The organism is Parvibaculum sp. MBR-TMA-1.3b-4.2 (genome assembly GCF_053628815.1).
The window spans coordinates 1,668,674-1,682,214 of record NZ_JBRJHC010000001.1 but is presented as its reverse complement, the minus strand read 5'-3'; the positions used below and the strand labels follow the sequence as shown (position 1 = coordinate 1,682,214).

The following is a 13,541-nucleotide window of genomic DNA, read 5'->3' as shown; positions in this document are numbered from 1 at the left end:
GTTTGATGAACGGGTTTTAACTGCGCATCGCCCGGGGCAGTCGATAGCATGACGCGATGGGTCCCTTCGCGGCCCCGCGGGCTGCGTGAGGAGACTGTTTTGACGTTTGCGATTTTCTCTCCGACGAAAATTCTGTTCCGCCGACTGGCGCTCGGTTGCGCCATGGCGGTTTCGCTGGCAGTCGCGCCCGCGCTGGCGGAAAAGCCCGCCGATACCGCGCCGCAGAGCTTCGGCTTGTCCAACGGGATGCGCGTCCTCGTGATCCCCGACCACCGCGCGCCGGTCGTCACCAGCATGGTCTGGTACGATGTCGGATCGGCCGACGAAGCAAAGGGCAAGACGGGGCTCGCCCATTTCCTCGAACATCTGATGTTCAAGGGCACGAAGGATCTGGCGCCGGGCGAATTTTCCAAGGTCATCGACCGCAATGGCGGGACCGAGAACGCCTTCACCAGCTACGACTACACCGCCTATTACGAAGTGATCGCCCGCGACCGGCTGCCTCTCGTGCTGAAGCTCGAGGCCGACCGCATGGCCAATCTCTCGCTGACCGACAAGATTGCGAAAACGGAACTCAATGTGGTGCTGGAAGAGTACCGCATGCGCATCGAGAACAACCCGATGTCGAAGCTCAGCAAGAAGATGGACCACGCGCTTTACGGCACCCATCCTTACGCGCGTCGGGTGATCGGTGTGAAGCAGGATGTCGAAGGGCTGACCGGCGCCGATGCCAGGGCCTTCTACGACCGGTACTACACGCCGGCAAACGCCACCCTCGTCGTGGCAGGCGACATCGACGCCGATGAACTGAAGCCGCTGGCGAAAAAATATTTCGGCGTCATAAAAAATCGTGCCGACCGGATCGAACGCACGCCGCCGCCGGTGAAGCCGCTCGCCAAATCGGTGCGGGAAGTCGTCCGCGACAAGCGCGTCAGCGAGCCTGTCTGGATGCGCACCTATCTCGCCCCTCAATATGCCGCCCTTTCGCCCGAAGAGGGCGCGGCCTTCGAGGTGCTGGGGCAAATCCTCGGCGCCGGCACGACGAGCCGCCTCTACAAGACGCTGGTGGTCGATCAGGGGATCGCCGCTTCCGCGCAGAGCTGGTATTCCGGCGGACGGCGCGATAGCGGCGAGTTCGGCTTCTATGCCATCCCGCGCGGCAAGGCGGGGTTTCCCGAAATCGAGAAATCCGTCGATGCCGTCATCGCCGGTCTGCTGAAGGACGGCGTTACCGCGGAAGAGCTCGAAAGGGCGAAAACGCTCATTGAGGCTGAATCCGTATATGCCCGCGACGACCAGATGCATATGGCCAATGCCTATGGCAGTGCGCTTATGGTCGGGGTGAAGCCCGACATCATCCATGACTGGCCGTCCTATGTGAAACAGGTCACGGCCAACGATGTGATGGCGGCGGCACGCAAACTCTTCGATGGAACCCACTACGTGACGGGCGAATTGCTGCCGGAGGAAAAATCGTGAACCGTATCCTTTCCTTTGTCGCGGCCTCTTTCCTCTTCCTGATCGTCGCCGTTCCGGCCGAGGCGCTGGACATCGAGCGTGTGGTCAGCCCCGGCGGTATCGAGGCCTGGCTGGTCGAAGAGCATCAGGTGCCGATGATCGTCATGAAGGCAGCCTGGCGCGGCGGCGCAGCCTACGACCCGAAAGACAAGCAGGGCCTTGCCAATATGGTGTCGGGCCTGCTGGACGAGGGCGCGGGCGATATGGGCTCGCAGACCTATCAGAAGGCGCTGGACGACAATGCCGTGAAGCTCGGCTTCGATGCGGGACGCGATCATTTCTCCGCCACGCTCAAGACGCTGGCCGGCCGGCGCGACGAGGCCTTTCGTCTTTTCGCCCTGGCTATCGGCAAACCGCGCTTCGACGAGCAGGCGGTGGAACGCATTCGGGCGCAGATTCTGACGAACCTGTCGCAGAAGAAGGAAAACCCGAACTGGCTGGCCGGGCGCGCCTGGTTCGAAACGGCATTTGGCAAGCACCCCTATGCCCGACCGACCGACGGCACGCCGGAGACCGTCAAGGCGATCACGCAAGCCGATCTCAAAGGCTTCGTGAAGCATGTCCTTGCGCGCGACAATCTGAAGATCGCCGTGGTCGGCCCGATCACGCCGGAGGAGCTGGGTCCGATGCTCGACGAGGCGTTCGGCAACCTGCCGGAACATGCTGACCTGCCGCAATTGCCGGATGTGACGATTGCGACGAAAAAGAAGCCTGTCGTCGTCGAAAAACCTTACCCGCAATCGGTGGTGATGTTCGGCATGCCGGGGATCAAGCGTAACGACCCCGATTTTATCCCGGCCTATGTGATGAACTACGTTCTGGGCGGCGGCAGCTTTTCCTCTCGCCTGATGGAAGAGGTGCGCGTGAAGCGCGGCCTCGTCTATTCCGTCTATTCCACGCTCTATCCGCTGGATCACGCAGGCTTCTTCTTCGGGCAGCTCGGCACCAAGAACAAGACGGTCGGCGTATCGCTGAAGATCGTGCGCGAGCAATTGGAGCGCATGGCGAAATCCGGCGTAACGCCCGACGAACTCAAGGACGCCAAAACCTATCTCACCGGCTCCTATCCGCTGCGATTCGATTCCAACAGCTCGATCGCCGACCAGCTTTTGGGCATACAGCTTGAAGGACTGGGGATCGATTATGTCGATAAACGCAATGGCATGGTCGAGGCGGTGACGCGGGACGACGTGCAACGCGCGGCCAAACGCATTCTCGGATCCGGCAAATGGCTTGTCGCCGTGGTCGGCCAGCCCGATCTTTCCGAGGATGTGCCTGCCGAGGGCGATATGAAGCCCGAAGGGGAAGCGCCCCGGCACGGCGATATCGGCGGTCTCAACTGATCCGGCACATCACCGTGGCGGAGAGGTCGCGGCTGGTTGCGCGTCGGGCTTCTTGCTAGGCTTCGCAGGTCGGCACCCGCCGGACCTGTCCAGCCAGTTGTGAGCAGCGCATGACCAGCCCGCATTATCAGCAATCCATCGATACCTGTTTCGACGCGAAAATCGGTGCCGGCGGCATTTCCGCAGCCGCCTTCGATGCCCGGCTCGCAGGGGCGGAGGAAGCGCTCGTCTGGCTGCGCGAAGCCTATGATACCGGTTCCCTGCCGCTCCTGCGCGTGCCGGAACGTCGTGACGACATTCCCGCGCTGAAAGACGTGGCCGACGGGCTGATGAAGGATACGAGCGACCTTTTCCTGTTCGGCATTGGCGGCTCGTCCCTTGGTGCGCAGGCGCTGGCGCAGCTGACCGGCTGGGGAACGCCCGCCCACACGGTTCCGGAGGGAAGCCCGCGCATCCATCTCGTGGATAATCTGGATGCCGGCACGATGGACGCATTGCTCGCGAATTGCGATCTGCGGACGACACGCTTCCTCGTCGTCTCCAAATCCGGCGGCACGGTCGAGCCTGCCATGCAGATGCTGGCGGCCATGAGCGCCATCGAAAAGGCAGGTGGCGGCAAATATATGAAACATCACTTCGCGGTGCTGACCGAACCCGCGAAGGATGGCAGGCCCAATGCGCTGAGGGCGCTGGCGGAGGCGAACGGGTTTCCGGCGCTGGAGCACGACCCCGGCGTCGGCGGCCGCTTTGCGGTCCTCACCAATGTCGGCCTCACGCCTGCATATCTTTTCGGGCTCGACGTCGAAGCGATCCGCGAGGGGGCTTCCTCCGTGCTGAAGCCGATCCTCGACGGCGCAGCCGCCGGCGACGTTGCGCCTGCGCAGGGTGCGGCCCTGTCGCTCGCCTTCGCGGAAGAAAAACGCGCCAATATGAGCGTCTTCCTTGCCTATGCCGACCGGATGGAACGCTTTCTCGCCTGGCATGTGCAGCTCTGGGCGGAGAGCCTCGGCAAGCAGGGCAAGGGAACGACGCCGATTCGCGCGTTGGGGCCTGTGGACCAGCACAGCCAGTTGCAGCTTTGGCTGGGCGGTCCGAAGGACAAGCTTTTCAATGTCTTCACGACGGATACCAGGGGCGCGGGCCCTGCGATTGCGCCGGAGATTGCGAAGGGCACGGCCTTTGAGGCATTGTCCGGTCACACGGTCGGCGACCTCGTGGATGCCGAGCAGCGCGCAACTTTCGACACGCTGGTGAATAACGGCCTGCCTGTGCGCGGGTTTCATGTGCCCGTGCTCGATGAAAGGGCGCTTGGCGCGCTTCTCATGCACTTCATGCTGGAAACCATGATCGCCGGACACATGATGGGTATCGACACCTTCGATCAGCCCGCCGTGGAAGAAGGCAAGATTCTCGCCCGGAACTATCTGGCGGACGGAAAGGGATAATCCGCGCATGACGCGCATTCGCCGTCTCAGCGAAGGAACGATAAACCGCATTGCCGCGGGTGAAGTGGTCGAGCGCCCGGCAAGCGCCGTGAAAGAGCTTGTCGAGAATGCGATCGACGCGGGCGCGCGCCATGTGGATATCGTCATCCAGGGCGGCGGGCGCGACCTCATTCGTATCACCGATGACGGCTGCGGCATGGATGCGCAGGAGTTGGAACTGGCCGTCGAACGCCATGCGACCTCCAAGCTCGCCATCGATGAAGCGGGCCGCGAAGATCTGATGCGTATCGCAACGCTGGGTTTCCGGGGCGAGGCGCTGCCCTCCATTGGGGCGGTGGCAAGGCTTTCCATCGTCAGCCGGGCGCAGGGCGCGGAAAATGCGCATCGCATTGCCGTGGAAGGCGGGCGCAAATCGGCGGTGGAGCCCGCCGCCGGACCGCCCGGCACACGGATCGAAGTACGCGATCTTTTCTACGCGACGCCCGCCCGCCTGAAATTCATGAAGAGCGAGCGCGCCGAAACCATGGCCGTCTCCGATACGGTGAAGCGGCTTGCCATGGCGCATCCCGAAGTCGGCTTCACGCTGACGAGTGAAAGCCGCAACATGCTGCGCGTGGAGCCGGAACTGCCGGGTGAGGGCGGCCGGCTTTCACGGTTGTCGGCCATCATGGGACGCGACTTCTCGTCCAACGCGCTGCCCATCGATGCAACGCGCGAGGATGTCCGCTTGACGGGCTTTGCGGGGCTTCCGACCTATAATCGCGGCAATGCGCAGCTCCAGTATCTTTTCGTCAATGGCCGCCCCGTGCGCGACAAGCTGGTGGTCGGCGCGGTGCGCGGCGCCTATGCCGACTTTCTGGCGCGCGACCGGCACCCTGTCGTCGCCCTCTTCGTCGACATCGATCCCTCGCAACTCGATGTGAATGTACACCCGGCAAAAACCGAAGTGCGCTTTCGCGATGCGGGGCTCGTGCGCGGGCTCATTGTGGGCGCGCTCAAATATGCGCTGAACGAGGCGGGGCATCGCGCCTCGACGACGGTGGCCGGCGATGCGCTCTCCGCATTGCGCCCCGGCGCGGCGCCGGCTCATACCGCTTATGCCCATGCCGCCGATCAGATGCGTCCTTCAAGCTTTGCCGAACCGGCACCTTCTCCCGCATCCGACTGGCAGGGAAGCTTTTCCAATCTTTCCGGTCCCTCGGCGCGCATTTCCGAAACGCCGGAAGGGCCTGTGCTGCAAGGACCGGATGAAAACCTGCCTGAGGGTGGGGCGCAGGAATATGCGCTGGGCGTGGCGCGCGGGCAGCTGCACGAAACCTATGTCATCGCACAGACGGCGGACGGCATCGTCATTGTGGACCAGCATGCCGCCCATGAGCGGCTCGTCTATGAGCGCATGAAAAAGGCGATGGCCGAACGAGGTATTCCGCGTCAGATGCTGCTCATTCCCGAAGTGGTGGAGCTGGAAGAGGCCGAGGCCGAACGCCTGACCGCGCGGGGCGAAGAACTCGCTGAACTCGGCTTCGTGCTGGAAGGTTTCGGCGGCGGCGCGGTCGTGGTGCGCGAAGTGCCTGCGCTTTTCGGCAAGCTAGATGTGGCGGGGCTCGTGCGCGATCTCGCCGATGACCTCACCGAGATGGAAGAGGCACTGACGCTGAAGGAAAAGCTCGAAGACGTGTGCGGCACCATTGCCTGTCACGGCTCGGTGCGCGCAGGCCGCAGGCTGACGGCGGAGGAAATGAACGCGCTTCTGCGCGAGATGGAGGCGACGCCCCATTCCGGCCAGTGCAATCACGGCCGTCCCACCTATGTGGAGCTGAAGCTCGCCGATATCGAGAAGCTGTTCGGACGGCGCTGATCAGGCTTTTTCTGCCAGCAGCCCTTCCAGAAATGCGGTCAGATCCTCGGTCACGTGATGCACATGGCCGTCGCCGGCGCCTTCCGCGGAAAGCTTCTGGTGTCGGGGCGCATTTTCGTCGGGATGCGGCGGCTTCACCCAGACCGTGGTCATGCCGAGTTCATGCGGCACGACGAGATTGCGCGCAATGTCCTCGAACATGGCCGCGCGCGCGGGCTCCACATTGCTTGCCTCGATGAAGCGCTCATAGGCGGCCCGGCGCGGCTTCGGTTCGTAGCGCGTGGTGGCGATATCGAACATCGCATCGAAATGATGGTCGATGCCGAGTTGCTTCGCGACATTCTCCGCATGGGCGAGCGAGCCATTGGTGAAGATCACCTTCCGGCCCGGCAGCCGCGCTATCGCCTCGCCAAGCAGCAGGTTCGCCGGTACGCCGGAGACGTCGATGTCATGCACATAGTCGAGAAAGTCGCCCGGTTTCATGCCGTGGACGCTCATTAGCCCTGAAAGCGTCGTCCCGTGCTCGACATAATAGTGCTTCTGTACGCGACGGGCCTCCTCCTCATCCAGCTTGAGATACTTCATGATGAAGTCGCACATCCGCCGGTCGACTTGCGAGAAGAGGTCGCAGGCGGGCGGATAAAGCGTGTTGTCGAGATCGAAAACCCAATGCTCCACATGGTTAAACGAACCTTGCGGGAGAGGCGTTGCGCTTTCTTCTTCGGGTGTCCTGTTTTCCATGCCCCATATGTGGCCCGCTCCGGCGCCGCTGACAAGCGCCGGATTAATCGGACGTTAAGCCGGGGGCCGCAAGCTTGCCGGGTGAGGTCCCGGTTGGCAGTATCGGAGTAATGAGGTGGGTCTTTTAGCGAACCTTTTTCGGCGGCGGCGCCTGCCGAGCAAGATGGGCTATCAGGACGCGCGCGAGGCTCTCGAAAGCCGCAATCGAGAGGTGAAGCGAGAACTTGCCGCGCGCGAAGATGCGCCGCCCGAGACGCTTTATTATCTCGCCTGTGACGATGACAGTGAAGTACGCCAATGCGTGGCCGCCAATCCGTCGACCCCCATCCATGCCGACGAGCTGCTGCAAACCGATACCGATGACGATGTGCGCGTGGAGCTGGCGCGCAAATTCGGCCGCCTGCTGCCCGATATGGACGATGCGGAACGGCTGAACCTGCGTGAACGCGTGCTGCGTTTGATCGAAAGGCTCGCCGCTGATGAAGTGCCCCGCGTGCGCGCCATGCTGGCCGAGGAGGTCAAATCCTGTCCTCTCATCCCCAAGCGCCTGGCGCTTCAGCTCGCCCGCGATACGGAAATCGCGGTGGCGGCCCCCATCCTCCAATATTCTCCGCTTCTGTCGGATGAAGATCTTGTCGAACTCATCGCCACCGCACGCGTCGAAGGCGCGATCGAAGCCATGGCGAAGCGGGCTCACGTAAGCCCCGCCGTCTCGGAAGCCGTTATCGCCACGCTCGACATTGCCGCCATCGGCCAGTTGCTGGCGAACGACAACGCGCAGATCCGGGAAGATACATTGCAGCAGGTCATTGCCCAGGCGGCCGACATCCAGAGCTGGCACAAGCCGCTTGCCATGCGCCCGGGTCTTTCCCTTCGGGCGATGAAGCGCATTTCGAGTTTCGTCTCCCGCTCCCTTCTCGAAACGCTGGCCAATCGCCATGGCCTCGATGACGAGACGCGCGACCTGTTGAAGAGCCGCTTGCAGGGCAGGCTGGAAGGCCCGGCGAAAGAAGAAGCGCCTGCCGGACCGCTCGCCGCGATAAAGAGAGCGCATGAAGAGGGACGACTCGGCGATGACGAGGTGATGGAGGCGGCGACGCTTCAGCAGCGTGACGGGGTGGCGTTGGCGCTGTCCTGTCTTTCGGGCGCACCGTTGGAGCGCGTCGATGCGGTGCTGAAATCGAAAAGCGGCCGGGCCGTCACGGCGCTATGCTGGCGTGCTGGCCTCTCCATGCGCACCGCGCTGGAGGTGGAGCGTCACATCGCACTGGTGGAGAAGGCGCATCTCCTTCTGCCACGCGCGGGCACGGACTTTCCGCTCGACGAGGAAGAGATGCGCTGGCATCTCGACTATTTCGATATCGAGGCGTGAACGCCCGACAGGGTGCCGTTCCTAGTCGAACTCGAATTTCAGCAATGGTTTGCCGTCCGGATCGAGCTCGATGAATTCGCGGCTGTCGAAGCCCCGCGCCGCGCAATCGGAACGTCCCTTGATGTCGAAGCGCGTCGGCTTGGTGCAGAACGTCTTTTTGCCTGCCCATGTCACGCGGGCGCCATCCTTGCGCACCGCGACGCCGCGTTCATCCACCGCTTCGCCATAGACATAATAGGGGCCGTCGCCAAGCGGGCCCTTGATCGCCTTGCGGCATTCGTTCGGCGCAATGCGGATCCATCCGCTCGACATGGGAACGCTCTTCTCCTTCTTGCCGGTGCTTTCATAAGCGACAGCCGACCAGACGAGATATTTCGTCTCGTTGCACAGGTCGAGCCCCGCCTTGGCCTGGCGTGCCTCGGCGCTTGAAATGAGCTTGTCCAGCAGGCTGTCCGTGATGGCGCCGCTGCCCGAAAGCCCGGCTTGCTTCTCGAAGGTACGGACGGCCTTGGTCGTGCGGTTGCCTTCATTGCCGTCAATGCCCGATAGAGCGATGCCATTGTCTCTGAGCAGGCGTTGCGCACCGGCGACACGCGCCTTGCGGACGGTGTAGTTCGCCGGTTCGGTGAAACTGGTCGTCCAGTCCTTGCCCTTGATCGTCTTGATACGAATGAAATCGGCGAAGTCGTAGCCGCGCCTGGCGCAGGCGCTTCTGCCCTCGATCCTGAAATCGCCTTCCGTGACGCAGAAGCGAGAACTGCCGCTGAAAAACTTCACCGGACCTTTATGCGCGGCGATCGATTTTGCATAGACGTAATAGACGTCGCGGTCGATATCGCCCCGAATGGCGGCGGCGCAATTGCCGGGCCAAATCCTGAACCAGCCCTGGCTGGCGATCTCGTTGCCCTCGCCATACCCGATCGCGGCCTTCAGCACATAGCTCGTCTGGTTGCAGAGCCGGTAATCGGCCCGCGCCGTCCCCGGCAGAAGGACGAAAAGACAAGTCGCCACGCCCACCAAGGCTGCCCAGCGGAAAGAAGTTCCAAGGCGAAAGGAAGGAAGAAGAAATGCCGGCATTTGACTGGTCGCGCCCCTTTTGGTCCCGGACCTTATCACCGCCCGGCTCCGCTCGAAAAGGCGCCGCTGCGATCTGGGTTAACGGGATCGAGGGCGGCTAGCGGTTCGCGGCCTCGATCAGCGTGCCGACGCCATGTTCGGTCAGGAGTTCGAGCAACACCGCATGGCGCACGCGACCGTCCAGGATGACGACGGCTTCCACGCCGCCTTCCACGCTTTCGATGCAGGTTTCGACCTTGGGGATCATGCCGCCCGAAATCGTCCCGTCTTTCATCATGCCCTTGGCTTCGTCGACGGTCAGCGTCTCGACGAGACGGCCTTCCTTGTCGAGCACGCCGCGTACATCCGTCAGCAGCAGGAGGCGCGTTGCGTTCATCGCCGCGGCGATGGCGCCCGCCGCGGTGTCCGCATTGATGTTGTAGGTCTCGCCGTCGCGCGACACGCCGATGGGAGCGACCACCGGAATGATGTCGGACTTCTGGATGACGTCGAGGATTTCCGGATTGACGGATTCAGGTTCGCCGACGAAACCGAGGTCGAGAATTTTCTCGATATTCGATTCCGGGTCGTGGATCTTGTGCTCCACTTTCCGGGCCTGAATAAGGTTGCCGTCCTTGCCGCACAAGCCGACGGCGCGCCCGCCCGCCTGGTTGAGCTGGGCGACGATCTGCTTGTTGATGGAGCCGGCCAGCACCATTTCGACGATTTCCACCGTCGCCTTGTCGGTGATCCTGAGGCCGCCGGAAAACTCGCTCTTGATGTTGAGACGGTCGAGCATGCGGCCGATTTGCGGGCCGCCGCCATGCACGACGATCGGGTTCACGCCCGCCTGTTTCAGCAGCACGATATCGCGCGCAAATTCGGCGCCAAGTTTCTCGTCGCCCATCGCGTGGCCGCCATATTTCACGACCACGGTGCGCTTGTCGTAGCGCTGCATGAAGGGCAGGGCCTCGGAAAGGATCTGCGCGCGGTCGGGCGATCCCCCATCCTGCTTCTTGTCGGTCATGCGTCTCTTCCCCTTGAGGCGTCTGGCTTAGCCGGATTGCGGTTTATATCCCAGCACGGCCTCATCTGCCAGCGAGGCCAGTTCGGCCCTGAGTTCGGCGATCCCGGTTCCTTTTTCGCTCGACGTTGCGTGAATGACCGGGTGCGAAGCCGGATGTTTCTTGAGTTCCGCTCTGATTTCTTCGATCCGGCCTTCAAGCTCGTTCTTCTTCAGCTTGTCGATCTTGGTCAGCACGATCTGATAGGACACCGCGACCTCGTCGAGCATGCTCATCACGTCGCGGTCGCTGTCCTTGAGCCCGTGCCGGCTGTCGACCAGCACGAAGACGCGGCGAAGCTCGGGCCGGCCGCGCAGATAGTCGATGATGAGGGTGGTCCATTGCGCGACGCGCGCCTTGGTCTCGCGCGCATAGCCGTAGCCGGGCAGGTCGACCAGGATGAGGGCGGCGCCCGCGGCGGGTCCGAGCGCGAAGAAGTTCAGTTCCTTCGTGCGGCCGGGCGTGTTGGACGTACGGGCCAGCGTTTTGCGGCCGGTCAGCGCGTTGACAAGGCTCGACTTGCCGACATTGGAACGCCCGGCAAAGGCGACTTCCGGCAGGCCGGTGTCGGGCAGGGCGCGCAGCGTCGTGACGCCGAGCATGAACTCGCAAGGCTGGGCAAAGAGCCAGCGTCCGGTCTCGAGCGCATCGGCGCCCGTTCCGTCCTCCGTCTCGCCGCCTTCAGCTGTCATGCGATCAGCTCTTGCTGGAGCCGCCGAACAGGCGGTCGAAGCCGAGATTGCTGAAGATTTCGATCTTCACGCCCTGCCGCTTCATGATGACGCCCTGCTGCAGCACGGACAGGGAGTTGTTCCATGCCCAGTAGATGACCAGACCGGCCGGGAAGCCCGCGAGCATCACGGTGAAGATGACGGGCATCCAGGTGAAGATCTGCTGCTGGATCGGGTCCGCGGGCGCCGGGTTCATGCGTTGCTGCATGAACATGGTCACGCCCATGATCAGCGGCCAGGCGCCGATCATCAGCATGGAAGGCGGCGTCCAGGGGATCAGGCCGAACAGGTTGAAGATTGTCGTCGGGTCGGGTGCCGACAGGTCGTGAATCCAGCCGAAGAACGGCGCATGCCGCATTTCGATGGTGACGTAGAGCACCTTGTAGAGCGAGAAGAAGACGGGGATCTGGATCAGAATGGGCAGACAACCGGCCAGCGGGTTCACCTGCTCCTTCTTGTAGAGCTCCATGATCTCCTGCTGCTGCTTCATCTTGTCGTCGGCGTAGCGCTCCTGCAGCTCCTTCATCTTGGGCTGCAGCATCTTCATCTTGCTCATCACCACATAGGAGCGGTTGGCGAGCGGGAAGAAGGCGAGTTTCACGAGCACGGTCACGATCAGGATCGCAATACCGAAATTGCCCACGATGTTGGCAAAGAAGTGCAGCGCCTGGAACATCGGCTTGGTCAGGAACCAGAACCAGCCCCAGTCGATCATCAGGTCGAACTTGTAAATGCCCTGGTCGCGGTAACCGTCGACCACATTCACCACCTTGGCGCCCGCAAAGAGCTGGTTGGTGATGGTCTGCGTGGCAGAGGCGGGGACGGTGACGGCGTCATAGCGGAAATCGGCCTGGTAGATTTCCTTGGCCTTGCCCGGCGCTTCGCTGAAACGCGCATCGAAGCTGCGGTCTTTCTGGGGGATCAACGCCGAGGCCCAGTATTTGTCGGTGATGCCGAGCCAGCCGTCAGTCGCCTTGTAGGTCTGGGCCGGTTCGTCCTTCACGTCGTCATAGCTGATTTCCAGAAGACCCTCGCTGTCGAGAGCGCCGATCAGGCCTTCATGAAGGAGGTATATCTTGCGACCGGCGGGCTCTCCGTTGCGAGAGATAAGGCCGTAGGGGTAGAGCGTGACCGACGACCCGGTCTTGTTCTCCACGGTGTCTTTGATCGTGAAGAGATATTCGTCGTCGAGCGAAATCTTGCGATGGAAGACGAGGCCCTTGCCATTGTTCCAGACGAGATCGACCGGCGTGGTGGGCGTCAGCGTGTTGTTGCCTTCCACGGTCCAGACCGTTTTGGCATTGGGTGTGGCGATGCCGGAATTGGGCGGCGCGATCCAGCCGAATTCGGAGAAATAGGGATGCTGGGTTCCCACCGGCGAGAACAGCCGGACTTCGGGCGTGTCGTCTTTGATGCCGGTGTGATAGTTGCGCAGTTTCAGATCGTCGAAGCGCACGCCGCTCAGCGAAATCGAGCCGTCGAGCTTGTCGGAGCTGACCTTGATGCGCGGCCCCTGCGCGGCAACCGCTTCCGCGCTGAGGGCGGAAGTGGAAGGCGTACGCGGCGCGACGCCGTCGATCGCGGGCGGGCGGGCATGTCCATCGCTCTGCGCGGCGCCATCGGTCTGCTGGGTCTGCGCAGCCTGCTGGGCGGCCTTCTGGGCCTTCTCGGCTTCCATCTTCGGATTGATGAAGAAGTACTGCCATCCGACGAAAACGAGCACAGAAAGCGCGATCGCGATGATGAAATTGCGGTTGTCACCCATACGGCAGGCTTCCTACTTTTCCACGTTTTTGGCTGGGCGCTGCTTGTCCGCCTTGCCGCCTTGCGGCGATACGGAGCGGCGCGCCGAATGGACGCGGGCAAGTGCCGCGCGCAAATCCTCCAGAAGGTCGGGCCAGGCGCGCGTCAGCGTTCCCGTCCGGCCGATCAGGACGTAGTCGTAACCGGGTTTTCCAAGGGAAGGAAGGATTTCGGCAGCTGCCGCGCGCAATCGTCGCTTTGCCCGGTTGCGCGTCACGGCTGTGCCCACCTTCTTGGTCACTGTGTAGCCGACCCGAAGCGGGTCGGTATCGCCGCGCTTATGCGCCTGCAGGACAAGGCCCGGCGCGGCCCATTTACGGCCTCTCGCGGCAGTCAGAAACTCGCGGCGGCGTCTGAGACGGTCCATCTTGGCGTCCATAGGCGCCTTCGGAGACGAAATCCCCTGAAATGGCGCAACGACGCTCGTCACCGCTGTCGGTTCAAGCGGAAAGCCGCTTGCGTCCCTTTGCGCGACGGGCGGTCAGCACCTTGCGGCCGCCGATCGTGGCCTTGCGCGCACGGAAACCGTGACGGCGCTTGCGGACGAGCTTGCTCGGTTGATAAGTGCGTTTCACGTTTCTTCTCCGGCATATCTGATGGAAATCCCCCG

At 62.6% G+C, this 13,541-nt stretch carries 12 protein-coding genes; 5 read left to right on the top strand and 7 right to left on the bottom strand.

The window, feature by feature from the left end:
- The first annotated feature begins 99 nt into the window (after window positions 1–99).
- The 4 genes from ACSSVQ_RS08030 (at window position 100) to mutL (ending at window position 6,164) form a co-directional block, all read left to right on the top strand.
- Complete coding sequence (locus ACSSVQ_RS08030) at window positions 100–1,479, top strand: M16 family metallopeptidase (RefSeq protein ID WP_454182122.1); 1,380 nt, start codon at window positions 100–102, stop codon at window positions 1,477–1,479.
- Entirely contained in the window at window positions 1,476–2,861 is a 1,386-nt protein-coding gene (locus ACSSVQ_RS08025) for a M16 family metallopeptidase (protein WP_454182120.1), read from the top strand. The genes ACSSVQ_RS08030 and ACSSVQ_RS08025 overlap by 4 nt, the downstream gene beginning before the upstream one ends.
- Window positions 2,862–2,971: 110 nt before the next feature.
- Complete coding sequence (locus ACSSVQ_RS08020) at window positions 2,972–4,306, top strand: glucose-6-phosphate isomerase (protein ID WP_454182118.1); 1,335 nt, start codon at window positions 2,972–2,974, stop codon at window positions 4,304–4,306.
- A gap of 7 nt (window positions 4,307–4,313) precedes the next feature.
- Complete coding sequence (gene mutL / locus ACSSVQ_RS08015) at window positions 4,314–6,164, top strand: DNA mismatch repair endonuclease MutL (RefSeq protein WP_454182116.1); 1,851 nt, start codon at window positions 4,314–4,316, stop codon at window positions 6,162–6,164.
- On the opposite strand, the gene ACSSVQ_RS08010 is transcribed toward mutL, so the two are convergent.
- Entirely contained in the window at window positions 6,165–6,905 is a 741-nt protein-coding gene (locus ACSSVQ_RS08010) for a pyrimidine 5'-nucleotidase (protein WP_454182114.1), read from the bottom strand.
- 115 nt (window positions 6,906–7,020) lie between these two features.
- On the opposite strand from ACSSVQ_RS08010, the gene ACSSVQ_RS08005 reads away from it, so the two are divergent.
- Window positions 7,021–8,277 (top strand): DUF2336 domain-containing protein, encoded by a 1,257-nt coding sequence (locus ACSSVQ_RS08005; protein WP_454182112.1) that lies wholly within the window; start codon window positions 7,021–7,023, stop codon window positions 8,275–8,277.
- A gap of 21 nt (window positions 8,278–8,298) precedes the next feature.
- Here the strand turns inward: ACSSVQ_RS08005 and ACSSVQ_RS08000 are convergent, their stop codons facing one another.
- From ACSSVQ_RS08000 to rpmH, 6 genes are all read right to left on the bottom strand, one after another.
- Window positions 8,299–9,294, bottom strand: coding sequence for a DUF1036 domain-containing protein (locus ACSSVQ_RS08000; protein WP_454182110.1), 996 nt, complete (start codon window positions 9,292–9,294; stop codon window positions 8,299–8,301).
- Window positions 9,295–9,451: 157 nt separating this feature from the next.
- Window positions 9,452–10,360, bottom strand: coding sequence for an acetylglutamate kinase (gene argB, locus ACSSVQ_RS07995; protein ID WP_454182108.1), 909 nt, complete (start codon window positions 10,358–10,360; stop codon window positions 9,452–9,454).
- 27 nt (window positions 10,361–10,387) lie between these two features.
- The gene (yihA, locus tag ACSSVQ_RS07990) at window positions 10,388–11,089 is read right to left on the bottom strand and encodes a ribosome biogenesis GTP-binding protein YihA/YsxC (protein ID WP_454182106.1); all 702 of its coding nucleotides are present in this window, start codon (window positions 11,087–11,089) and stop codon (window positions 10,388–10,390) included.
- A gap of 4 nt (window positions 11,090–11,093) precedes the next feature.
- Window positions 11,094–12,893, bottom strand: coding sequence for a membrane protein insertase YidC (yidC, locus tag ACSSVQ_RS07985; RefSeq protein WP_454182104.1), 1,800 nt, complete (start codon window positions 12,891–12,893; stop codon window positions 11,094–11,096).
- A 12-nt stretch (window positions 12,894–12,905) separates the two neighbouring features.
- Window positions 12,906–13,310: a ribonuclease P protein component gene (gene rnpA, locus ACSSVQ_RS07980; protein ID WP_293324961.1), complete on the bottom strand. Its 405-nt coding sequence runs from the start codon at window positions 13,308–13,310 to the stop codon at window positions 12,906–12,908.
- A gap of 61 nt (window positions 13,311–13,371) precedes the next feature.
- Entirely contained in the window at window positions 13,372–13,506 is a 135-nt protein-coding gene (gene rpmH, locus ACSSVQ_RS07975; RefSeq protein WP_454182101.1) for a 50S ribosomal protein L34, read from the bottom strand.
- Between the last annotated feature and the right edge of the window lie 35 nt (window positions 13,507–13,541).